Origin of the sequence: Variovorax sp. JS1663 (assembly GCF_002157355.1) — a bacterium.
Taxonomy (GTDB): Bacteria; Pseudomonadota; Gammaproteobacteria; order Burkholderiales; family Burkholderiaceae_C; genus Variovorax.
This window is the reverse complement of record NZ_LYMK01000011.1, coordinates 100,491-121,338: the sequence shown is the minus strand read 5'-3', so window position 1 is coordinate 121,338 and position 20,848 is coordinate 100,491. Positions and strand designations below refer to the sequence as shown.

Sequence of the window (20,848 nt, the reverse complement as noted above, 5' to 3'; positions counted from 1 at the left end):
GGCCAGCGAGGACACGCCAGTGTCGAGCGTGGGGGTCTGCGTATGAGCAGAACGGCGCTCGTCATGGCCGGCGGCACCGGCGGCCACATCTTCCCGGGCCTGGCCGTGGCCGAAGCCTTGCGCGAACGCGGCTGGCGTGTGCACTGGCTCGGCGCACCCGGCAGCATGGAAGAGAAGCTGGTGCCTCCTCGCGGCTTCGACTTCGAGCCGGTGCAGTTCGGCGGCGTGCGCGGCAAGGGGCCCCTCACCCTGGCTCTGCTTCCCATGCGCCTGCTGCGCGCCTTCTGGCAGAGCCTGGGCGTGGTGCGCCGCGTGCGGCCCGACGTGGTCGTGGGCCTGGGCGGCTACATCACCTTCCCGGGCGGCATGATGAGCGTGCTGCTCAACCGGCCGCTGGTGCTGCACGAGCAGAACTCGGTCGCAGGCCTGGCCAACAAGGTGCTGGCCGGCGTGGCGGACCGCGTGTTCACCGCCTTTCCGAACGTGATGAAGAAGGCCCAGTGGGTCGGCAACCCGCTGCGCACGGCCTTCCTCTCGCAGCCCGATCCGGCCAATCGCTTCGCCGGCCGCAGCGGCCCGCTGAAGCTGCTGGTGGTCGGCGGCAGCCTGGGCGCGAAGGCGCTCAACGCGGTGGTGCCGAAGGCGCTCGCGCGCATCGCGCCCGCCGAGCGGCCGATCGTCACGCACCAGAGCGGCGCCAGGCAGATCGATGAGCTGCGCGCCAACTACGCCGCTGCCGGCGTCGAGGGCGAGCTCACGCCCTTCATCGACGACACCGCACGCGCCTACGCCGACGCCGACCTGATCGTCGCGCGCGCCGGCGCGAGTACCGTCACCGAGATCGCGGCCGTCGGCGCGGCCGCGCTCTTCGTGCCCTTCCCATCCGCCGTGGACGACCACCAGACCACCAATGCCCGCTTCCTGGTCGACGCGGGTGGTGGGTGGCTCGTTCAACAGAACGAACTGACTCCCGAATTGCTCGCCGATTTGCTACAGAAGACCGGGCGCCCCGCGCTCATGGAACGCGCCGTGAAGGCCAAGACGATGCAGAAGACCGAGGCGGTGAACGTCCTGGTGAAGGCATGCGAGGAGCTTGCCAGATGAAACACGCGATCAGACATATTCACTTCGTCGGCATCGGCGGCTCCGGCATGAGCGGCATCGCCGAGGTGCTGTTCAACCTGGGCTACCAGATCACCGGATCGGACCTGGCCGACAGCGCCACGCTCAAGCGCCTCGGTGGCCTGGGCATCGGCACCTTCGTGGGCCATGACGCCGCGAACATCGCGGGCGCCGACGCGGTCGTCACCTCGACCGCCGTGCATGCCGACAACCCCGAAGTGGTCGCGGCACGCGAGAAGCGCATCCCCGTCGTGCCGCGCGCGCTGATGCTGGCCGAGCTGATGCGGCTCAAGCAGGGCCTGGCCATCGCCGGCACGCATGGCAAGACCACCACGACCAGCCTCGTGGCGAGCGTGCTCGCGGCGGCGGGGCTGGACCCGACCTTCGTCATCGGCGGCCGGCTCAACAGCGCCGGCGCCAATGCGCGGCTGGGCAGCGGCGACTACATCGTGGTGGAGGCCGACGAGTCGGACGCCTCCTTCCTCAACCTGATGCCGGTCATGGCGGTGGTCACGAACATCGACGCCGACCACATGGAGACCTACGGGCACGACTTCGCGAAGCTCAAGAAGGCCTTCGTCGACTTCCTGCACCGCATGCCCTTCTACGGCGTGGCCGTGCTGTGCACCGACGATCCGGCGGTGCGCGAGATCGTGCCGGAGGTGTCCTGCCCGGTCACCAGCTACGGCTTCAGCGAGGACGCGCAGGTGCGCGCGGTCAATGTGCGCCCGGTCGGCCAGCAGATGCACTTCACGGCGCAGCGGCGCAACGGCGTCACGCTGCCGGATCTGGACATCGTGCTGAACCTGCCGGGTGAACACAACGTGCGCAACGCGCTGGCCGTGATCGCGATGGCGGTGGAGCTCAATGTGCCCGACGAGGCGGTGCAGCGCGGCCTGGCCGACTTCAAGGGGGTGGGCCGGCGCTTCCAGCGCTATGGCGATGTCAAGCTGCGCGGCGCTCAGGGCCTGGGCAGCTTCACGCTGATCGACGACTACGGCCACCACCCGGTCGAGATGGCCGCCACCATCGCCGCCGCGCGCGGCGCCTTCCCGGGGCGGCGTCTGGTGCTGGCCTTCCAGCCGCACCGCTACACCCGCACGCGCGACTGCTTCGAGGACTTCGTCAAGGTCATCGGCGGCGCTGACGCGGTGCTGCTGGGCGAGGTCTACGCCGCCGGCGAGCCGCCCATCGTGGCGGCCGATGGCCGCTCGTTGGCGCGCGCCCTGCGCGTGGCCGGCAAGGTCGAGCCCGTCTTCGTCGACGACATTGCGGCCATGCCGCAGGCGATCCTGGACAACGCGCGCGACGGCGACGTGGTGATCTGCATGGGCGCCGGCTCCATCGGCGCCGTGCCGGCCAAGGTGGTCGAGCAGGGCGGCACGACGGATTCTTCTTCGACCCCATCTGAGCGTGTCATGCGCGAAGGGAGACCTCTGTGAACCCGCAGGACTTCGGCAAGGTCGCGGTGCTGTTCGGCGGCACCTCCGCCGAGCGCGAGATTTCCATCATGTCGGGCACCGGCGTGCTCGCGGCGCTGCGCGCCCGCGGGGTCGATGCCCATGCCTTCGACCCGGCCGAGCGCGAACTGGTCGAGCTCAAGCACGAAGGCTTCGCGCGCTGCTTCGTGGTGCTGCACGGCCGGCACGGAGAAGACGGCACGGTGCAGGGCGCGCTGGAGCTGCTGGGCATTCCCTACACCGGCTCCGGCGTGATGGCCTCGGCCGTGGCCATGGACAAGGTCATGACCAAGCGCATCTGGCAGGCCGACGGCCTGCCCACGCCGCGCTATGCGCGCCTGGCCTTCGACCAGCAGAGCCGCGAGCAGATCATGGCCGTGCCCGACGTGCTGGGCCTGCCGCTGATCGTGAAGCCGCCGCGCGAGGGCTCCTCCATCGGCGTGACCAAGGTGCAGGGCTATTCGCAAATGCAGGACGCCGTGGCGCTGGCCGTGCGCTACGACGCCGACGTGCTGTGCGAGGAGTTCATCGAAGGCGAGGAAGTGACCTGCGCCGTGTTGGGCAACGGCCTCGACGCGGTGGCGCTGCCGGTGGTGCGCATCGCCGCGCCCGAGGGGGCCTACGACTACCAGAACAAGTACTTCACCGACGACGTGAAGTACCACTGCCCGGCCGGCCTGCCCGAGGCCGAGGAGCACGAGATCCGCCGCATCACGCTGGCCGCCTATCACCAGCTGGGCTGCCGCGGCTGGGGGCGGGCCGACCTGATGATCCGCGCCAGCGACCGCAAGCCCTTCCTGCTGGAGATGAACACCTCACCCGGCATGACCAGCCATTCGCTGGTGCCCATGTCCGCGCGCGCGGCCGGCATCTCCTACGAAGACCTGTGCCTGCGGGTGCTGGCCTCGGCGACCCTGGATTCGAAAGCGGAGGCGTGAAATGACGCTCTCCCCCAGGCTCCCCCACTTCGTGTGGTGCGCCAACCCCCTCGCCGGGGGCGCACCCACCGGCCCGGCAAAGCCGGTTCCGCGGGTGCTCCCGAACGGGCCGGCTTCGCGGCCTGCGTGTTTCATGCAGCGCGGGTCACGCGATCGCGTGGTGGAAGACTGAGATGGCCGACAGCATCTCCGTGCCCTTCGACGTCAAGCTCATGAACGTGACCGCGACCCTGGTGTACGCGTTGTTCGCGCTCGTGCTGCTGGCGGCGGGCGCATGGTGGGTGCTGCGCCAGCCCTTCTTCCCGCTCGCAGGCATCAAGGTGGACGGTGAGGTCACGCACAACAACGCGGTCACGTTGCGCGCCAACGTCGCGCCGCAGCTGGCCGGCAACTTCTTCACCGTCGACCTGGCCAAGGCCCGCTCCGCCTTCGAGTCGGTGCCCTGGGTGCGCAAGGCGGTGGTGCGGCGCGAGTTCCCCAACAAGCTGCGCGCCACGCTCACCGAACACGTGCCGGTGGCCCACTGGGGCGACGAGGGAGAGTCGCGGCTGATCAACGGCTTCGGCGAGGTCTTCGAGGCCAACGTGGCCGAGGTCGACGACAACCTGCCGCGCCTGGAGGGCCCGACCGAGCAGGCCGGCCAGGTGCTGGGCATGTACCGCGTGCTGCAGCCGCTGTTCGTGCCCTACGAGCTGACGATCGAGCAGCTGCGGCTGTCCAGCCGCGGCAGCTGGAGCGTGATGCTGGACAGCGGCGCCGTGATCGAGCTGGGCCGCGGCCGCAGCGAGGAGGTGGCGGTGCGCACCCAGCGCTTCCTCACCACCGTGGCGCCAGTCGCACGGCAATACGGCCGCACCGTCGCCTCCGTCGAAGGCGCCGACCTGCGGCACAACGAAGGCTACGCGCTGCGGCTGCGCGGCGTCACCACGGTCACGAACGAGGCGCCGGCGCCCCGGAAGAAATAGAGAGCAGAGGAATTCATGTCCAAGGAATACAAAGACCTGGTCGTCGGACTCGACATCGGCACCGCCAAGGTGATGGCGGTGGTGGCCGAGGTCCTGCCCACCGGCGAGCTCAAGCTGGCGGGGCTGGGCGTGGCGCCCGGCAACGGGCTCAAGCGCGGCGTCGTGGTCAACATCGACGCGACGGTGCAGAGCATCCAGCAGGCGCTCAAGGAGGCGGAGCTGATGGCCGACTGCAAGATCGGCCGCGTCTACACCGGCATCACCGGCAGCCACATCCGCGGCATCAACTCCAGCGGCATGGTGGCGGTGAAGGACAAGGAGGTCACGCAGGCCGACGTGGCGCGCGTGGTGGAGACGGCGCGCGCCATCAACATCTCCAGCGACCAGCGCCTGCTCCTGGTGGAGCCGCAGGAGTTCGTGATCGACGGCCAGGACGTGAAGGAGCCGATCGGCATGAGCGGCATGCGGCTGGAGGCCAAGGTGCACATCGTCACCGGCGCCCAGAGCGCAGCCGAGAACATCATCAAGTGCGTGCGGCGCTGCGGGCTGGAGGTCGACCAGCTGATGCTCAACCCGCTGGCCTCCAGCCTGGCGGTGCTCAGCGAGGACGAGCGCGAGCTGGGCGTGGTGCTGGTGGACATCGGCGCCGGCACCACCGACGTGGCCATCTTCACCAACGGCGCGATCCGCCACACGGCGGTGATCCCGATCGCCGGCGACCTGATCACCAGCGACATCGCGATGGCGCTGCGCACGCCCACCAAGGATGCCGAGGACATCAAGGTCGAGAACGGCTACGCCAAGCAGCTGCTGGCCGACCCGGAGACGCAGGTCGAGGTGCCGGGCCTGGGCGACCGCGGACCGCGCCTGCTGAGCAAGCAGGCGCTGGCCGGCGTGATCGAGCCGCGCGTGGAAGAGATCTTCAGCCTCGTGCAGCAGGTGGTGCGCGAGTCGGGCTACGAGGAGGTGCTGTCTTCGGGCGTGGTGCTCACCGGCGGCAGCGCGGTGATGCCCGGCATGGTCGAGCTGGGCGAGGACATCTTCCTCAAGCCGGTGCGGCGCGGCATCCCGAAGTATTCGAGCGCGCTCTCGGACATGGTCGCGCAGCCCAGGGCCGCGACCGTGATGGGCCTGCTCGAGGAGGCGCGCTATGCGCGGCTGCGCGGCTTCAAGGTGGCGCAGAAGAACGGTTCGGTGAAGACCGCCTTCGGCCGCTTCAAGGACTTCATCGTGGGGAATTTCTGACGATGAACAGCACACCACTTCGGCTCGCGCGTGCGAGTTCCCCCCGGCATTTCAATGAGCGATGGCGGCGCACCGGACCGCCTTGGGAGGGCAGACGGTGACACTAAAAACAACCCATTCGTACAAACAAGGCAACTGCAAATTCAAGGAGTCAGAAATGGCCATCGAAATGATCGAGATCGAGGAGTTCAACCAGGGCACGCAGATCAAGGTGATCGGGGTGGGCGGCGGCGGCGGCAACGCGGTCGCGCACATGATCGAGCGCCGCGTGCAGGGCGTGGAGTTCATCTGCGCCAACACCGATGCGCAGGCGCTCCAGCGCAGCAACGCGCACAAGACCATCCAGCTGGGCACCAACGGCCTGGGCGCGGGCAGCAAGCCCGAGAAGGGCCGTGATGCGGCGGAGGCGGCGGTGGACGACATCCGCGGCGCCATCAACGGCGCCCACATGCTGTTCATCACCGCCGGCATGGGCGGCGGCACCGGCACCGGCGCGGCGCCGGTGATCGCGCGCGTGGCCAAGGAGATGGGCATCCTCACCGTGGGCGTGGTGACCAAGCCCTTCGACTGGGAAGGCGGCCGCCGCATGACCAATGCCGACACCGGACTGGCCGAGCTGGAGGCGAACGTCGACTCGCTGATCGTCGTGCTCAACGAGAAGCTGCTCGACGTGCTCGGCGAGGACGTGACGCAGGAGGAGGCCTTCGGGCATGCCAACGACGTGCTGAAGAACGCCGTCGGCGGTATCTCGGAGATCATCAACGAGTACGGCGGCGTTAACGTCGACTTCGAGGACGTGCGCACCGTGATGGGCGAGCCCGGCAAGGCCATGATGGGCACGGCCGCTGCCTCCGGCCCGGACCGCGCGCGCATCGCGGCCGAGCAGGCCGTGGCCTGCCCCTTGCTCGAGGGTGTAGACCTCTCGGGCGCCAAGGGCGTGCTGGTCCTGGTGACGGCCTCCAAGGCGTCGCTGAAGCTGTCCGAGTCGAAGCTGGCGATGACCACCATCCGCGCCTTCGCGGCCGAGGATGCGCACGTGATCTACGGCGCGGCCTACGACGACAGCCTTGGCGACGAGATGCGCGTCACCGTGGTCGCCACCGGCCTCTCGGGCCAGCAGGATCGCCGCCAGGCGCCCGCGCTCGAGGTGATCCGCACGGGTACCGACAACATCCCGTTCAACGTGCCCACGCTCGGCAACGTGGTCCAGGGCGGCCACCTGGCCCAGCCCAAGTACGACGGCATGGCGGTTCCCAGCGTCTGGCGCACGAATCGCACGATGGCTGCGGCCAAGGTGGATGCGCTGTCGACGGGCGGGATGGACGACATCGAGATCCCCGCCTTCCTGCGCAGGCAGGCGGATTGATGGTGCATAAAGCTACTGCGCGGCCCGATCTTGCGACTGCGGTGCTCGCCGTACTGGAGTACGGCTGCGCTCCTCCTCGCAACCTCGGGCCGCTCGCTACGCTTTCTGCACCATCAATCCAAGGGCACTGAAAATGGAAGCTATTGCAGCCATTGCGAGGCGCACGGCGCGCCGGATGCCTCGCGCTCCTAAAATCGCTGCCGTGCTCCAGCAAAGAACCCTGAAATCCATCACCCGCGCCGTGGGCGTGGGGCTGCACAGCGGCCAGCGCGTCGAGCTGACGCTGCGGCCGGCACCGGTCGACAGCGGCATCGTCTTCCGCCGGGTCGACCTGCCCGAGCCCGTGGAGATCGCGATGCGGGCGGAGGCGGTGACCGACACGCGCCTCGCCTCCACGGTGTCGACCAACGGCGCCAAGGTCCAGACGGTCGAGCACCTGATGTCGGCCTGCGCCGGCCTGGGCATCGACAACCTGCTGATCGACATCACCGCCGACGAGGTGCCGATCCTCGACGGCTCGGCCTCCTCCTTCGTGTTCCTGCTGCAGAGCGCGGGCATCGTGCTGCAGGAGGCGCCGCGCCGCTTCATCAAGGTCACCAAGCCGGTCGAGGTGCGCGAAGGCGAGGGCCATGACCTCAAGTGGGCGCGGCTGGTGCCGTACCACGGCTACAAGCTCAGCTTCGAGATCGACTTCGACCACCGCGTGGTCAACGCCAGCGGCCAGCGCTTCGAGTTCGACCTGGGCTCGGGCTCCTACAGCCGCGACATCGCGCGCGCGCGCACATTCGGCTTCACCAAGGAAGTCGAGTACATGCGCTCGAAGGGCCTGGCGCTGGGCGGCGGGCTCGACAACGCGATCGTGATGGACGACACCAAGGTGCTCAATGCCGGCGGGCTGCGCTACGACGACGAGTTCGTGAAGCACAAGATCCTGGACGCCATGGGCGACCTCTACGTCATCGGCCGCCCCCTGCTGGCTGCCTACAACGCCTTCCGCTCGGGCCATGCGCTCAACAACAAGCTGCTGCGCGAACTGCTGGCCCGGGAAGACGCCTACGAGATCGTGACTTTCGAAGACCAGCGGCAGGCCCCGGCCGGCTTTGCCGAAGTCGCGCGGGCCTGGTAGCCAGGCGCCGCGATGCTGCTGTTCCGCTGGGCCATCCTGCTGCTGCTCCTGGTGGCGGGCGTCTCCTTCGCCTTCTATGCCGGCACCGGCCAGCCCAAGTACAAGCGCTTCGGTTGGATCGTGCTCAAGTGGACGCTGCTGGCGGCTTTGGGCTTCTTTGCGGTGCTGATCGCGGAGCGGGTGGCCTGAGGGCCTCGTCCGCGTGCCGAAGGGTGTACAGCCCGACGTCGATGCGGCCGGCACGGAAGCCGGCCTCGCAATAGCAGAGGTAGTACTCCCACAGGCGCCGAAAGCATTCGTCGAATCCGAGCGCCTGGATCGCCGGCCAGGCCTGCTGGAAGCGGCTGCGCCATTCGGCGAGCGTGGCCGCGTAGCTGCTGCCGAAGGTCTGCACCCGTTCGATCGCCATGCCGGCCCGCGCGGCCTGTGCCTGCATGGCCTGCCATGAGGGGAGCATGCCGCCCGGGAAGATGAAGCACTGGATGAAATCGGTGCCCGCGCGGTAGTTCGCGAAGTGCGCGTCGTCGATGGTGATCACCTGGAGGACGGCGACCCCGCCGGGTGCGAGCCGCTCGCGCAGCGTGTCAAAATATGTGGGCCAGTAGCGTTCGCCGACTGCCTCGAGCATCTCGATCGACACGATGCGGTCGTAGTGGCCGTCGACGTCGCGGTAGTCCTGCAGCCGCAGGTCCAGCCGGTCCTCCAGCCTGTGCTCGGCGGCGCGCCGGCGGGCATGCGCGAGCTGCTCGGCGGACAGCGTCAGGCCGGTCACCCGAGCGCCATGGTCGCGTGCCAGGGCGAGTGCCAGCGCGCCCCATCCGCAGCCGATCTCCAGCACGGCTGCGCCCTCGGGCAGCGCCAGCAGATCGAGCACGCGCCGGCGCTTGGCGTCCTGCGCCTCCTCGAGTGACGCATCGTCGTGCGTCTGCAGGCCGCTGGAGTAGTTGAACTCGGCATCGAGCCACAGGCTGTAGAAGTCGTTGCCCAGGTCGTAGTGGAAGGCGATGTTGTCGCGGCTGCCGCGGCGCGAATTGCGCCGTGCCAGATGCCGCAGGCGCAGCAGCCAGCGCAAGGGCCGGGTCGCATCGACGGCGCCCGACCAGCCCGCCTCGTTGCGGATGCCGAAGTCCAGCAGGGTACGCAGATCCGGGCTGGACCAGTCGCCGTCGCGGTAGGCCCGGGCCAGGCCGATGTCGCCCTGCAGCAGCAGCCGCGTCAGCGCGCGCCAGCGGTGCAGCACCAGGCAGGCATGAGGGCCCGGCACCGGGCCGCGCGCTTCGAGGCGCTCGCCGCCCGGCAGCTCGATCGCGATCGAGCCGCACTGCAGGCGGGCCAGCAGGCGCTCGACGAAGAGGCGCAGCGGGCGTGCGGCCCAGGCGGACGGCACCGCTCGTCCGGTGCGCGGAGGACCGGCTTCGCCGAGCAGGGGCAGGGACTGGTCGGAGCTGGATGGCGAGGTGCTCATGGATTCCTGGTCTTGACGATGGTCACGGCCTCGTCGGGCGGGCCCGGATGGCGATGTATGCGCAGCCCCTTGGCCCATAGGCGCAGTGCCTCCCAGTGGATCGCCGCCACGACCTTCAGGGTGAGCAGCGGCACGGACAGGAAAGCCTGCATCAGTGCGCCGTCGTCGAGGGCATGCCGCTGCGCGTCGAAGCTGGCCGCGAGAACCGGCCCATTGGCATTGGCCGCGGTGACCGCCACCCGCAGGTGCTTCGCGTCGGCGATGGGCGCCACGATGCGGAAGCCGTAGCGCATCTCCATGCCCAGGAAAGGCGACACGTGAAAGCGCTTGGCGCAGGTCTGCCGGATCGTGCCGCCGCGGCGCTGGTCCCCGTCGACTTCGATCAGGTAGCAATGCCGTTCCCCGAAGGTGTTGCGGACCTCGTACAGGATGGCCTGAAGGTCGCCGTCCGTGCGATGGCAGAAGTACACGCTCAGGGGATTGAAGGCGTAGCCGAGGATGCGCGGCATGGCCAGCAGCCGGATCGGTCCGCCTGTCTCGAGGCCGGCGGCGCCCAGCTGCCGCTCGACGTGGCAGCGCAGGTCCTGTCCGCCGGCAGCGCCATGGTCGCGCTGGTGCAGGCTGAAGAGATTGAAGCGGTCGAGCGAGAAGAGCCGCAGCCGCCGTGTCAGTTGCGGCAGTTCGTCCAGGTCGAGCAGCAGCGAGAACATGCGGTAGTGCAGGCGATGGGCCACTGGCCCCAGTCGCCGGTGCGTGACGCGGCCGACGTACAGGGCGGAGTGCCCGCCGTTCACTGGCGTGTCTTCGCTTGCGGCTGCGGTATTCGCCTTCGGAACGGCCGTGCTGCTCATGAGGCCCGCGCCACCGGCACGCCGAGGTGGATGCGATCGGATTCGCCGGCCACGGTCCAGGGGCGCCGCGCGCCGCCCAGGGCTTCGGCCACGGCGAGGCCGGACTGCAGGCCGTCTTCATGGAAGCCCGAGCCGAAGTAGGCGCCGCAGAACCAGACGCCACCCCGTCCCTGCAGCGACCAGAGCTCGCGCTGGGCCCGGATGGCGGCGGCGTCGAACAGCGGATGCTCGTAGATTTCGCTGCGGATGACGCCCCGAGGCTCCTGCCGCGGATTCAGCGTGAGGAACAGCGGCGCCGCGCCGGGCAACTGCTGCAGCCGGTTCATCCAGTAGGTGACGCATGGCGCTTCGGCGGCGTTGCGTCCTGCGCCGTAGTTCCAGCTCGACCAGACGCCGCGCCGCACCGGCATCGCGCCCGGGTCGCCATGCAGCACCGCATGGTTGCGGGTGTAGCCGAAGGCGCCGAGCAGGCGGGATTCCTCTGGGCTCGCGTCGCCCAGCAGCCGCAGGGCCTGGTCCGCATGGGTGGCGAGCACCACGTGGTCGAAGCGCTCCGGTGCGGGCATGTCGGCCGTGCGCACGAGGACGCCGCCGTCGGCGCGGCACACCTCGACGACCGGGTGGCCCAGGCGCATGCCCTTGCCGAGACTTCGTGTCAGTCGCTCCACATAGCGGCGGCTGCCGCCGCGCACGGTGCGCCACGGGGGGCGTTGGCCGAGGTCGAGCAGGCGGTGGTTGCGGCAGAAGCGGACGAAGGATTCGATCGGGTATTCGCCGATGCGTGCCGCTGGCGTCGACCAGATGGCCGCGGCCATGGGGTAGAGATGGTCCTCGCGAAAGGGGCGTCCGTAGCCGTGCAGGTCCAGGCAGGCGTCCAGCGACATCAGGCCCGCCTCGCGCGCGTGTGCCGGCGCCTCCCGATAGAAACGCACCAGGTCGCGCAGCATCGCCCAGAAGCGCGGGCTGAACAGATTGGCGCGCTGCGCGAACAGCCCGCCCAGGCCAGTGCCCGAATACTCCAGCGCGCCGCCGTCCAGGCTCACCGCGAAGGACATGTCGGAGAGATCGGTGTCCACGCCGAGGTGAGCGAAGAGCGCGCTCAGGTTGGGATAGGCCGGCTCGTTGTAGACGATGAAGCCGGTGTCGACCGCCAGCGGGCCCTGCGCGCCGTCCACCTCCGCCGTATTGCTGTGGCCTCCGGCGCGGCGCTCGGCCTCGAAGACCGTGACGCGGTGCCGCTGCGCCAGCAGCCAGGCGGCCGACAAACCGGAGATGCCGCTGCCGATCACGGCGATGTCCATCGCCGGGCCCTGCGGGCTGGCGGTAGCGGGAGGGCGTGCCTCGAAGCCGGATGCGAGCGTCATGCGTGGATCGGGGGCGGATGATGAAACAGTTGGCCGTGCGCTTGTACGTGCCGGCCGGGTATTTGGATTCAGTCCCGTGCGGGCGCCATGATCTAATGTCCCGGGCGTTGCGTATGAGTGGCATGCACACCGTCCGGGAGCCCACGATCACCGCAGCCAAGCCCGCCGCGCAGCGCTCGCCCTGGCTGTCGATCGTGACCCAGGAACATCGGCGAGGACCCGTGCCCACCACCGAGGAATTGAACGGATGGCTCAGGGCGGTGGCCGCGGCCGCCGACAGACAGGCCTTTGCGGCCCTGTTCAAGCATTTCGCGCCGCGGGTGAAGGCCTATCTGATGCTGTGCGGCACCAGCGAAGCCCTGGCCGAGGAATTGACGCAGGAGACGATGGTGAGCGTCTGGCGCAAGGCGGCGATGTTCGACCCGGTGCGGGCGGGCGCGTCCACCTGGGTCTTCACCATCGCGCGCAATCTGCGCGTGGACTATTTGCGGCGCCAGGGCAACCACCTTCTGGCGGACGAGGGCCAGCAGGCCGAGCAGTTGCCGGATCCGCTGCCGTCTCTCGACGAACAGGTGCTGGCGCGGGAGCGCGAGGCGCGGGTGCGCGGCGCGATGTCCCGTCTCTCGGAAGAGCAGGCTCAGATCCTGCGGCTGTCCTTCTTCGAGGAGCACCCGCACGCCCGCATCGCACAGGAGCTGGGCCTGCCGCTGGGCACGGTCAAGTCGCGCGTGCGCCTGGCCATCGGCCGCCTGCGCCGGCTGCTTGAGGGGCTCGAGCCATGAGGCGCACGGCCGCTCCCAAGGCGAATACCGCAGCCGCAGGCGAAGGTACTCCAGTGATCCGCCACCATCCCGGGGATGAGTTGCTGCTGGCGATGGCGGCCGGCAGCCTGGCGGTGGGGCCCGCAGCGGTCGTTGCCACCCATGTCGAGGGCTGCGTCCGTTGCCGAGAGCAACTGCGGCTCCTGGAGAGCGTGGGTGGCGTGCTGCTGGACGACATGACGCCCCAGGCCTTGTCGTCGCAGGCGCTGGCGCGGACGCTGGCCGCCATCGATGCGCCGCCCCGCGGCACGGCTCGCTTCGCGGCGCCTTCCGAGCGGCCATCGCTGCCTGCCGGCCTGGTCTGGCCGCGCGCCCTGGAGGCCTGCACCGCCACATCCTGGCGATGGCTCGGCCCGGGCATGCACTGGAGCCGGCTGCGGCTGCCGGCCGACCCGGCGGCCAAGCTGTTCCTGCTGCGCATCGGCGCCGGCCGCAGCCTGGCGCCGCACTCCCACAGCGACAGCGAGCTCACCCAGGTGCTGCATGGGGCCTTCCATGACGGCCGCGACCTGTTCGGGCCCGGCGACTTCGATGCCGCCGATCCGAGCGTCCATCACCAGCCGGCGGTGCGGGATGGCGGCGAGTGCATCTGCCTCGCGTCGGTCGAAGGCCGCATGCGCTTCGACAGTCCCCTGGCGCGCGCGCTGGCGGCGTTGATCGGGATGTGAGTGCCGCCCGCCTCAGTCGCCATCGAACGCGAGCGCGGCACGGCAGCCTGCCGCGGCAGCGGCCGCGGTCATGAAGGTGCCCCAGGCCAGGTCGATGAGGGTGAGGCGCCAGGGCCAGTCCTTCAGGGTGGCCTGGTTGGTCAGATCGTAGGTCGCGTAGGCAATGAACCCGAGCAGCGCGCCGCGGCCGAGCGCCGAGGTCCATGAGCGGGCCTCGAGCGCCGGCGCCACCGCGAAGAAGACCAGCCCCGCCAGGTAGAGCACATAGAAGATCGCCGCAGCCTTGGCGTCGAACCCGGGCTGCATCAGGTGGCCGATGGCTGGGCGATACAGGCGCCCGGCCATCGTGGAAAGCCACGCGGCATCGAGCGCCAGCAGCGCGAGGCCCCCGGCAACGTAGGCGACGGCGAACTGGCGGATGGTCATGAGGGCTCCTGGGGTGAGCGATCGGGTGGGCGGGCGGGCTGTGAACGCTTGCGACGGGGCGGCGCCGGCAGGAAGGCGCTGGTGCGTTCGACATAGTCGCGGTAGCCGGGGCGGCGTTCGGCGATGTCCTTCTCGAGCAGGCTCACGCCCGACACCTTGAGCAGCAGGCCTGTCATCAGGAGCGGCGACACCAGGCTCCAGAGGCCGCCGGCGCCCGCCGCGCCCAGCGCCATGATCCCCAGGCCCCACCACACGCAGGCCTCGCCGAAGTAATTGGGGTGGCGCGTGTAGTGCCAGAGGCCGCGGTCCATCACCTTGCCTTCGTGGGCGGGGTCGGCCTTGAAGCGCGCGAGCTGGGCGTCGCCCACCGCCTCGAAGACGATGCCGAACGCGGCCAGCGCCGCGCCCGCGAGATCCAGCCAGCCGAGGGCACGCATCGAGCCTGCGGCTGCCAGGAAGGGAGCCGAGACCATCCAGGCCAGCAGTCCCTGCAGGCCGAACACGAGGTACAGGCTCGTCCAGGCAAAGTTCGGTGCGTTGCGCTCGCGCATCGCGCGGTAGCGGCGGTCTTCGCCATGCCCCCAGTTGCGCCAGCTGACGTAGAGGCCCAGCCGCAGCGCCCAGGCCAGGCCAAGCATCGCCATCGGCAGGTCGCGCACCGGCGTGCCAGGTCGAAGCGCGAGATAGAGCAGCCCCGGGCCCACGATCATCAACGGCCATACGCGATCGGCCAGGCTGGCGTCGTGGCGCACCAGGCTTGCGAGCCAGGTCAGCAAGCTGATGCCGAGCGCGAGCAGGAGACCGAGAGCCGCCAAGGACCCGGCGAAGTGCGTCATGCGCGCTTCTCGAACAGGTAGTGGCTCACCCACCACTGCTGGCCGTCGTCGAAGCCGAACAGCTCCGACACCGCCATGAAGAAGATCCGCCAGCGCGTCCACCACAGCGCGGCCTCGCGGCCGTAGGTGCTGCAGAACAGGGGCCCCAGCGCGTCGCGATGCGCATCCATGGCATGCAGCCACGCTTCGGCGGTGCGCTGGTAGTGCCGGCCATCCCAGCGCCAGCGGCGCAAAAGGCGCAGGTCATCCTGGCAATGCAGGGCCAGGTCATCGCTGGGCATCATCCCGCCCGAGAAGAAGTGCCGGCTCATCCAATCGCTCGCATCGCGTTCGACGAAGGCGTAGGGCACCGAGCGGTGCGCAAACACATGCATGAAGAACCGTCCCTCGGGCTTCAGCCAGCGTGCCACCTGGGCGAAGGCGCGCGGCCAGTTGCGCAGGTGTTCGAACATCTCCACCGAGACCACGCGATCGAAGCGATCGCGCGTGTCGAAATCGTTGATGTCCCGGGTCAGCACGCGGATGTTGTCCAGGCCGCGCCGGCGCGCCTCCTGCTCGACGTGGGCGCGCTGCGATGGCGAATTCGACAGCGCCGTGACCCAGGCCTGGGGATAGCGCTGCGCGATCCACAGGGTCAACGAGCCCCAGCCGCAGCCCAACTCGAGGATGTCCTGCCCGTCGGCCAGGCCGGCGCGCTCGCAGGTCAGGGCCAGTGCTGCGGCCTCGGCATCGGGCAGCGTCCGGACGCCTTCGGGCCAGTAGCCGCTGCTGTACTTGCGGTGCGGGCCCAGGACGCTGCCGAAGAAGGCGGCCGGCACCTCGTAGTGCTGCTCGTTGGCCTTGTCGGGCAGCGGGGCCAGATCGGCGTCCCGCATGCCGTCGAGGAACTGCGCGGTCAGGTCCGCGTTCCGGACGGCATCGCCGCTGTGCAGTTCGGCCAGCCGGTCGCGCAGCAGGCGGCGGATGCCCAGGCGCACGACGGCATCCGGCACGAGGCCCTGTTCGGCCCAGTGGAGCGCAAGGTCGGCGGTCTGCGGCATGGCCGGTGTCTTTCCGAGTCGAGGCGTGCGGCACGGTTGCCGCGCATCGTCTGTACGTAGCGAGGAGGCGTTTGGATCGCCGCGCGGCGAGCCTGCGCGCTCAGCGCGTGCGGCCGCTCCGGTAGACGCTGCGGGTGCCGCGGACCAGGGCCGTGGCCTCGCCGATGCGGGCGATCGAGCTGCCCACATGCGCGTGAGTGATCGCGATGCCCAGCGCATCGGCCGCATCGCTGCCCGGCACCCCGGGCAATTGCAGCAGGCGGCGGACCATCTCCTGCACCTGCGCCTTGGCGGCACGGCCGTGGCCGGCGACCGCCTGCTTCATCTGCAGCGCCGTGTATTCGGCGACAGGCAGGGCGTTCGACACCAGGGCCGTCAGGCATGCCCCCCGGGCCTGGCCCAGCAGCAGGGTGGATTGCGGGTTGACGTTGACGAACACGATCTCCACCGCCGCCGCGTCGGGCCGGTAGCGCGCCACGATCTCGCCGATGCCGTCGTACAGCACCTTGAGCCGGGCCGGCAACTCGCCCTGGGCCACCCTGCGGGTGCTGATGGTGCCGCTGGCCACGTAGCGCAGCGCGTGGCCGTCCATGTCCACCACGCCGAAGCCGGTGGTCTGGAGCCCGGGGTCGATGCCGAGGATTCTCATGATGCCGTCATGCGCCGAAATACCAGCGGACCGAGTGGAAGAACACCGGTGCGGCGAAGCACAGCGCATCGACGCGGTCCAGCAGGCCGTTGGCGCCGGTCACGCCCACTTCGCGCCGGCCCCAGCTCGGAATGCCGCGGTCGCGCTTCAGGGCCTTCATCACCAGGTGGCCCATCGACCCTGCCACGCAGGCCAGCAGCGAGACCGCCAGGGCCTGCTCGAAGCGGAAGGGCGTGATGAAGGAGAACAGGGCGCCGACGACGCTCGCGATCGCCATGCCGATGGCCCAGCTGCGCCAGTTGAAGCTCTGGCTCACGTGCGGCGCCACGGGCTCGTCGCGCAGCAGCCAGTGGGCCGCGCGCTGCAGGAAGCCGCGCGGCGGCTCCTCTTGCATCTGCGTCCCGGGCAGGCTGCTGCGCCGCGCGATCAGGTGCTGGACCAGCACGCAGGTCTGCACCACGAACACCAGGAAGAACACGAGGAAGGCGCTCTTGCCCTCGTAGCCGGGAAAGGACAGGAGCAGCAGCGCCGGCACATGGCTCATGCCGTAGACGCAGACCATGATGCCCCACTGCAGCTTGGCATTGCGCTCGAGGAACTGGTTCGGATCGTCCGCCAGCGCGCTCACCACCGGGATCGCGAGGAACACGTAGACCGGAATGAACACGGTGAACAGGTCGAAGCGCGCCGTGGCCACCAGCCAGAACTGGATCGGCAGCACGATGAAGAAGGCCAGGATCAGGCTGCGGTGGTCGCCGCGCCGCGTCGGCGACAAGGTGATGAACTCGCGCAGCGCGAAGAAGGAGATCAGCGCGAACAGCAGGGTGGCCACCGTCTCGCCCAGCGCCCAGCCGATCCAGAAGACCACCGCCATGAACCACGTGGTGCCCAGCAGCCTGCGGAAATGCGCGAGCTCGCGCTGCCAGCGCTCGTCGTGCACGGGGTTGCGGCGCTCTCGGAAGCTCAGCAGGAAGGCCCCGACGCTGACCAAAACGAGCAGGCCGAAGACGATGAAGAACAGGGCCGCGACCTGGTGGGTGGGCGAGAGCTGGCGGAGGTACTCGTTCATCTACACGTACCGCAGGGCGATCACGGCTTCGCGTGCCCGATCGAGGAAAGTCCGGCGTTCTTCGTCGTCTTCGAGTTTCAGCGGCTCGCCGAAGGTGACCGAGCAGAGGATGGGCACCGGCACCACCTCGCCCTTGGGCATCACGCGCTGCACGTTGTCGATCCAGGCCGGCACCAGCACCGCCTCGGGGAACATCCGTGCCAGCGTGAACAGGCCCGACTTGAACTTCTGCGGCTCGCCGGTATGGCCGCGCGTGCCCTCGGGGAAGATGATGATCGAGTCCCCGCTTTGCAGTGCCTCGATCAGCGGCTGCAGCGGCAGCAGGGCCTCGGCGCTGCCGGGGACGGGGGCGGTCGGCGCCGCGGCGCTGCCCCCACGCTCCACGTAGATCGCGTTGAACACCTCGGTGGTGATCCAGCGCTTCAAGGGCGTGTTGGCCCAGTAGTCGCGCGCGGCGATGGGCCGGGTGATGCTGCGCAGTTCCTCGGGCAGCGCGGCCCAGATCATCACCAGGTCGAGGTGGCTCTGGTGGTTGGCGAAATAGATGCGCTGCTCTGCCTTGGGCGGGCAGCCCCACCAGCGCGCCTGGGCTCCGGTGAGCAGCCGGATCAGGCCCAGCAGCACCCACCCCGTGAACTTTGCAAGCATGGCGGCGATGATACGGGCCGCGCGTGCACGATTTTCCGTGGCTCGGCCAGGAAGGGCTCGCGAATCCGTTATGATTCGCTCCCTTCAAACGCGGGAATAGCTCAGTTGGTAGAGCGCAACCTTGCCAAGGTTGAGGTCGAGAGTTCGAGACTCTTTTCCCGCTCCATATTTTTCCCCCTGGCAGCCGAGGCTCGCCCTGAACCTCAGGGCAGTTCGGTCGCAGGCATGCGCGCCACGATGGTGGCCGTGCGGCCCGAGAGGTAGGCCGATTGCAGCCGCTTCTCGAAGAGCCTGGGGCTCGGCAGCATCACCGCCAGCCTTGCCGCTTCATGCGCGCTCAGCCGCGAGGCCGGCTTCTTGAAGTAATGCTGCGCCGCCGCCTCGGCGCCGAAGACGCCTTCGCCCCATTCCACGCTGTTGAGGTAGATCTCGAGGATGCGCTGCTTGTCCAGCATCAGTTCGAGCGCGATCGCCAGCACCAGCTCCTGGCCCTTGCGCAGCAAGGTACGCTCGCCCGACAGCAGCAGGTTCTTCGCGAGTTGCTGGGTGATGGTCGAGCCGCCGCGCAGCTGGACCGGGCGTGGCTCCTTACCGCGCGCACGCATCTGCGCCGCGCGCCGCTGTGCGATCTGCTCGGCTCTCTCGTTGCGCTGGCGCGCGCGCTCGACCGCTTCCCACTCGACACCGTTGTGATAGATGAATTCAGCGTCCTCGCTCGCGATCACCGCACGCTTGAGCGTGTCGGCGATCTGCGAATAAGGCACCCACTGCTGCTTCCAGGAGAGGCCCCCACGCTCGGCACTGGCGTGTCCTCGCTGCCCCCCGGGGGGGCGCTCGCTTGCTTGGGGCGGCCCGGCTCTGCGCTCGATTCGCTCGCCGTTGCTGCGCCCGCCGGTGGCGAGCTGCCAGGCCTCGGAGCGCTGGAAGCTGGTGGACTGCGGATCGATCACCGCCATCGCGGCGATGCGGCCGATGAAGAAGAGCTCCATCGCCACTGCCGCGAAGAGCAGGCAGAGGATCCAGCGCAGGATCGCCTTCACTGGCCGTCGACGATCGCGCGCAGTTGGGCCAGCACCTGGGCCGAGGGCGGCCGTTGGCCGCGCCAGATCGTGAAGGACTCGGCCGCCTGCTCCACCAGCATGCCCAGCCCGTCGCGCGGCACTGCGCCGTGGTCGCGGGCCCATGCCATGAAGCCGGCGGCGGCCGGCCCGTACATCATGTCGACCGCCAGTGCGCCGGGCTTGAGCACCTGTGCGCCCACCGGCACCTCGCCGCCCGCCAGGCTGGAGGCGGTGCCGTTCACCACCACGTCGAATTGGCCGGGCACCGCAGGCAGCGCATGCGCCTCCAGCGTGATGCCGTGCTGCAGCGCCAGCGGCGCGTGGCTGCGCACCAGCGCGATGGCCCTGGCGAGGGTGCGGTTGGCGACCACCACGCGGCGCGGGCGCGCCTCGAGCAGCGGGCCCAGCACGCCGGCAGCGGCACCGCCGGCGCCCAGCAGCAGCAGCTCGCTGCCGGCGAGCGGCACGCCGGCATGCTGCGTGATGTCGGCCACGAGGCCGGCGCCGTCGGTGTTGTCGCCGTGGATGCCGTCGTCCGCGAAGCGCAGCGTGTTGACCGCGCGCGCCAGCCGGGCGCGCGGGCTCAGGTGCTGCGACAACGCCGCGGCCTCGAACTTGAAGGGCACGGTGACGTTGCAGCCGTGCGCCCGGCCGGCCGGGTCGGCGCGGAAGGCCGCCACCGCCTCGGCAAAACCATCGAGCGGCACCAGCCGTCGGCTGTAGTCCAGGGTCTGGCCGGTCAGCTCGGCGAAGCGCGCATGAATCCAGGGCGAGCGGCTGTGTTCGACCGGGTTGCCCATCACGCAATAGAGGTCCATAGGCATGCTGATGCTCACTGCTTGGACGAGGAGGAGGCCTGTGTCTCCAGCGTCTCGTCGCGGGTGAACTTGAAGCGCGAGGGCAGCACGATCTGGTCGGCCTGCCGGCGCATCGCGTCGGTGAACTTGCCGAAGTTGCCGACGCTGCGCACGATGGCCTGCGCTCGCCGGTCCAGCACGGCATTGCCGGAGCCTTCGATGACGTCGGTCGCGAGGATCGCGCCGTCGAAGTTGACCGTCACCATCATGGTGAGCTCGCCGTACAGCTTCTTGCCCGCCAGCTCGGGGAAGTTCGCGGTGCCGCGCTCCTCGATCTTGCGGCGCAGCGCGTCGACGTAGATGGCGTAGGTCGCCTCGCGGGTGGCAGGGCTGAGGTAGCGCTTTTTGGGGCGGGCGTTCTCCTCGTTGACCCGGCGCTCGATCTCTGCCAGCAGCTCGACAAGCTGGCGGCGCTTCTCCTCACGTGCCGCGGCCTCGCTGGGATTGCCCTGGCGGCTCGGATCGGGCGGCGGCATCGCGGCCAGCTGCTGCTTGATCTGCGCGAGCAGGAGCATCTGCTGCGCCTGCATGCTTTCGATCTGGCGCTGCGCGTCCTCCATCGAATCGCCGATGGCAGCGAAGGTGGAGGGCGGCAGTGGGCTGGTGGTCCGCCCACGGTCGAGGTCGCCGCCGCCGGCCAGCGAGGCCTGGGCAATCGCCTGGGCCTTCTCGGGCGGGCGGTCGTTGGTCTTGGCATTGACCAGGATCACCTCGAGCGGCGCCTCGGTGAACACCCGGTTGAAGCCTTCGGGGTCGGCGAAGCGGAACCCGAGCAGCAAGGCATGCGCGGCGACCGAAATGCCGAGCGCGATCTGCAGGCTGCTCAGGTCGCGCAGGTTCATGGAGATGCCTCCCCCAGGCTTGTCACTTC

22 protein-coding genes and 1 tRNA gene are annotated in these 20,848 nt (G+C 69.5%); 11 read left to right on the top strand and 12 right to left on the bottom strand.

All coding sequences use genetic code 11. The features are described from left to right. Positions 1-42: 42 nt before the first annotated feature. From murG to A8M77_RS36420, 8 genes are all read left to right on the top strand, one after another. On the top strand, positions 43-1,104 hold the full coding sequence (gene murG, locus A8M77_RS11945; RefSeq protein ID WP_086921711.1) for an undecaprenyldiphospho-muramoylpentapeptide beta-N-acetylglucosaminyltransferase: 1,062 nt from the start codon (positions 43-45) through the stop codon (positions 1,102-1,104). Beyond that, positions 1,101-2,564, top strand: a complete 1,464-nt coding sequence (gene murC, locus A8M77_RS11940; protein ID WP_086921710.1) for a UDP-N-acetylmuramate--L-alanine ligase — start codon at positions 1,101-1,103, stop codon at positions 2,562-2,564. The genes murG and murC overlap by 4 nt, the downstream gene beginning before the upstream one ends. Further along, positions 2,561-3,520 (top strand): D-alanine--D-alanine ligase, encoded by a 960-nt coding sequence (locus A8M77_RS11935; RefSeq protein ID WP_086921709.1) that lies wholly within the window; start codon positions 2,561-2,563, stop codon positions 3,518-3,520. Before murC ends, A8M77_RS11935 begins: the two co-directional genes overlap by 4 nt. 173 nt (positions 3,521-3,693) lie before the next feature. Next, positions 3,694-4,485, top strand: coding sequence for a cell division protein FtsQ/DivIB (locus A8M77_RS11930; protein ID WP_086921708.1), 792 nt, complete (start codon positions 3,694-3,696; stop codon positions 4,483-4,485). A 15-nt stretch (positions 4,486-4,500) separates the two neighbouring features. Then, a complete protein-coding gene (gene ftsA, locus A8M77_RS11925; protein ID WP_086921707.1) occupies positions 4,501-5,730 on the top strand; it encodes a cell division protein FtsA in 1,230 nt (409 codons plus the stop codon). A 157-nt stretch (positions 5,731-5,887) separates the two neighbouring features. Beyond that, positions 5,888-7,096 carry a cell division protein FtsZ gene (ftsZ, locus tag A8M77_RS11920; protein WP_086921706.1) on the top strand — a complete coding sequence of 403 codons (1,209 nt, stop codon included), beginning with the start codon at positions 5,888-5,890 and terminating at the stop codon, positions 7,094-7,096. Between the two features lie 202 nt (positions 7,097-7,298). Then, the gene (lpxC, locus tag A8M77_RS11915; RefSeq protein ID WP_192871590.1) at positions 7,299-8,222 is read left to right on the top strand and encodes a UDP-3-O-acyl-N-acetylglucosamine deacetylase; all 924 of its coding nucleotides are present in this window, start codon (positions 7,299-7,301) and stop codon (positions 8,220-8,222) included. 12 nt (positions 8,223-8,234) lie between these two features. Continuing rightward, complete coding sequence (locus A8M77_RS36420; protein WP_192871589.1) at positions 8,235-8,411, top strand: hypothetical protein; 177 nt, start codon at positions 8,235-8,237, stop codon at positions 8,409-8,411. Here A8M77_RS36420 and A8M77_RS11910 read toward each other — a convergent pair. From A8M77_RS11910 to A8M77_RS11900, 3 genes are read right to left on the bottom strand one after another with little or no spacing between them, the layout of a single operon-like run. Further along, positions 8,347-9,687, bottom strand: coding sequence for an SAM-dependent methyltransferase (locus A8M77_RS11910; protein ID WP_086921704.1), 1,341 nt, complete (start codon positions 9,685-9,687; stop codon positions 8,347-8,349). The genes A8M77_RS36420 and A8M77_RS11910 overlap by 65 nt on opposite strands. Further along, on the bottom strand, positions 9,684-10,538 hold the full coding sequence (locus A8M77_RS11905; RefSeq protein ID WP_086921703.1) for a DUF1365 domain-containing protein: 855 nt from the start codon (positions 10,536-10,538) through the stop codon (positions 9,684-9,686). Before A8M77_RS11905 ends, A8M77_RS11910 begins: the two co-directional genes overlap by 4 nt. Next, positions 10,535-11,902 (bottom strand): NAD(P)/FAD-dependent oxidoreductase, encoded by a 1,368-nt coding sequence (locus A8M77_RS11900; RefSeq protein WP_202820622.1) that lies wholly within the window; start codon positions 11,900-11,902, stop codon positions 10,535-10,537. Before A8M77_RS11900 ends, A8M77_RS11905 begins: the two co-directional genes overlap by 4 nt. Before the next feature lie 122 nt (positions 11,903-12,024). On the opposite strand from A8M77_RS11900, the gene A8M77_RS11895 reads away from it, so the two are divergent. Further along, positions 12,025-12,684: a sigma-70 family RNA polymerase sigma factor gene (locus A8M77_RS11895; RefSeq protein WP_086921701.1), complete on the top strand. Its 660-nt coding sequence runs from the start codon at positions 12,025-12,027 to the stop codon at positions 12,682-12,684. Continuing rightward, the gene (locus A8M77_RS11890; RefSeq protein WP_086921700.1) at positions 12,681-13,391 is read left to right on the top strand and encodes a ChrR family anti-sigma-E factor; all 711 of its coding nucleotides are present in this window, start codon (positions 12,681-12,683) and stop codon (positions 13,389-13,391) included. The genes A8M77_RS11895 and A8M77_RS11890 overlap by 4 nt, the downstream gene beginning before the upstream one ends. A gap of 12 nt (positions 13,392-13,403) precedes the next feature. Here the strand turns inward: A8M77_RS11890 and A8M77_RS11885 are convergent, their stop codons facing one another. From A8M77_RS11885 to A8M77_RS11860, 6 genes are all read right to left on the bottom strand, one after another. Next, the gene (locus A8M77_RS11885) at positions 13,404-13,817 is read right to left on the bottom strand and encodes a DUF2177 family protein (protein WP_086921699.1); all 414 of its coding nucleotides are present in this window, start codon (positions 13,815-13,817) and stop codon (positions 13,404-13,406) included. Beyond that, entirely contained in the window at positions 13,814-14,653 is an 840-nt protein-coding gene (locus A8M77_RS11880; RefSeq protein ID WP_086921698.1) for a DUF1295 domain-containing protein, read from the bottom strand. The genes A8M77_RS11885 and A8M77_RS11880 overlap by 4 nt, the downstream gene beginning before the upstream one ends. Next, positions 14,650-15,693: an SAM-dependent methyltransferase gene (locus tag A8M77_RS11875; protein ID WP_086921697.1), complete on the bottom strand. Its 1,044-nt coding sequence runs from the start codon at positions 15,691-15,693 to the stop codon at positions 14,650-14,652. The genes A8M77_RS11880 and A8M77_RS11875 overlap by 4 nt, the downstream gene beginning before the upstream one ends. A gap of 100 nt (positions 15,694-15,793) precedes the next feature. After that, positions 15,794-16,342 (bottom strand): crossover junction endodeoxyribonuclease RuvC, encoded by a 549-nt coding sequence (gene ruvC, locus A8M77_RS11870; protein WP_086921696.1) that lies wholly within the window; start codon positions 16,340-16,342, stop codon positions 15,794-15,796. Between the two features lie 7 nt (positions 16,343-16,349). Next, on the bottom strand, positions 16,350-17,411 hold the full coding sequence (locus tag A8M77_RS11865) for a phosphatidate cytidylyltransferase (protein WP_086921695.1): 1,062 nt from the start codon (positions 17,409-17,411) through the stop codon (positions 16,350-16,352). Next, the gene (locus A8M77_RS11860; protein ID WP_086921694.1) at positions 17,412-18,059 is read right to left on the bottom strand and encodes a lysophospholipid acyltransferase family protein; all 648 of its coding nucleotides are present in this window, start codon (positions 18,057-18,059) and stop codon (positions 17,412-17,414) included. A gap of 90 nt (positions 18,060-18,149) precedes the next feature. On the opposite strand from A8M77_RS11860, the gene A8M77_RS11855 reads away from it, so the two are divergent. After that, positions 18,150-18,225 (top strand) — tRNA-Gly (locus tag A8M77_RS11855). Between the two features lie 37 nt (positions 18,226-18,262). On the opposite strand, the gene A8M77_RS11850 is transcribed toward A8M77_RS11855, so the two are convergent. From A8M77_RS11850 to A8M77_RS11840, 3 genes are read right to left on the bottom strand one after another with little or no spacing between them, the layout of a single operon-like run. Next, complete coding sequence (locus tag A8M77_RS11850; RefSeq protein WP_238136788.1) at positions 18,263-19,099, bottom strand: transglycosylase domain-containing protein; 837 nt, start codon at positions 19,097-19,099, stop codon at positions 18,263-18,265. Further along, a complete protein-coding gene (gene aroE, locus A8M77_RS11845; protein WP_192871592.1) occupies positions 19,096-19,950 on the bottom strand; it encodes a shikimate dehydrogenase in 855 nt (284 codons plus the stop codon). The genes A8M77_RS11850 and aroE overlap by 4 nt, the downstream gene beginning before the upstream one ends. A gap of 2 nt (positions 19,951-19,952) precedes the next feature. Further along, positions 19,953-20,819, bottom strand: coding sequence for an energy transducer TonB (locus A8M77_RS11840; RefSeq protein WP_086921693.1), 867 nt, complete (start codon positions 20,817-20,819; stop codon positions 19,953-19,955). Between the last annotated feature and the right edge of the window lie 29 nt (positions 20,820-20,848).

Excerpts from the sequence above, each read along its gene's own strand:
- murG (WP_086921711.1), top strand. The coding sequence starts at position 43 with ATGAGCAGAACGGCGCTCGTCATGGCCGGCGGCACCGGCGGCCACATC.
- murC (WP_086921710.1), top strand. The coding sequence starts at position 1,101 with ATGAAACACGCGATCAGACATATTCACTTCGTCGGCATCGGCGGCTCC.
- A8M77_RS11930 (WP_086921708.1), top strand. The coding sequence starts at position 3,694 with ATGGCCGACAGCATCTCCGTGCCCTTCGACGTCAAGCTCATGAACGTG.
- ftsA (WP_086921707.1), top strand. The coding sequence starts at position 4,501 with ATGTCCAAGGAATACAAAGACCTGGTCGTCGGACTCGACATCGGCACC.
- ftsZ (WP_086921706.1), top strand. The coding sequence starts at position 5,888 with ATGGCCATCGAAATGATCGAGATCGAGGAGTTCAACCAGGGCACGCAG.
- A8M77_RS36420 (WP_192871589.1), top strand. The coding sequence starts at position 8,235 with ATGCTGCTGTTCCGCTGGGCCATCCTGCTGCTGCTCCTGGTGGCGGGC.
- A8M77_RS11910 (WP_086921704.1), bottom strand. The coding sequence starts at position 9,687 with ATGAGCACCTCGCCATCCAGCTCCGACCAGTCCCTGCCCCTGCTCGGC.
- A8M77_RS11905 (WP_086921703.1), bottom strand. The coding sequence starts at position 10,538 with ATGAGCAGCACGGCCGTTCCGAAGGCGAATACCGCAGCCGCAAGCGAA.
- A8M77_RS11900 (WP_202820622.1), bottom strand. The coding sequence starts at position 11,902 with ATGACGCTCGCATCCGGCTTCGAGGCACGCCCTCCCGCTACCGCCAGC.
- A8M77_RS11895 (WP_086921701.1), top strand. The coding sequence starts at position 12,025 with ATGCACACCGTCCGGGAGCCCACGATCACCGCAGCCAAGCCCGCCGCG.
- A8M77_RS11890 (WP_086921700.1), top strand. The coding sequence starts at position 12,681 with ATGAGGCGCACGGCCGCTCCCAAGGCGAATACCGCAGCCGCAGGCGAA.
- A8M77_RS11885 (WP_086921699.1), bottom strand. The coding sequence starts at position 13,817 with ATGACCATCCGCCAGTTCGCCGTCGCCTACGTTGCCGGGGGCCTCGCG.
- A8M77_RS11880 (WP_086921698.1), bottom strand. The coding sequence starts at position 14,653 with ATGACGCACTTCGCCGGGTCCTTGGCGGCTCTCGGTCTCCTGCTCGCG.
- A8M77_RS11875 (WP_086921697.1), bottom strand. The coding sequence starts at position 15,693 with ATGCCGCAGACCGCCGACCTTGCGCTCCACTGGGCCGAACAGGGCCTC.
- ruvC (WP_086921696.1), bottom strand. The coding sequence starts at position 16,342 with ATGAGAATCCTCGGCATCGACCCCGGGCTCCAGACCACCGGCTTCGGC.
- A8M77_RS11865 (WP_086921695.1), bottom strand. The coding sequence starts at position 17,411 with ATGAACGAGTACCTCCGCCAGCTCTCGCCCACCCACCAGGTCGCGGCC.
- A8M77_RS11860 (WP_086921694.1), bottom strand. The coding sequence starts at position 18,059 with ATGCTTGCAAAGTTCACGGGGTGGGTGCTGCTGGGCCTGATCCGGCTG.
- A8M77_RS11840 (WP_086921693.1), bottom strand. The coding sequence starts at position 20,819 with ATGAACCTGCGCGACCTGAGCAGCCTGCAGATCGCGCTCGGCATTTCG.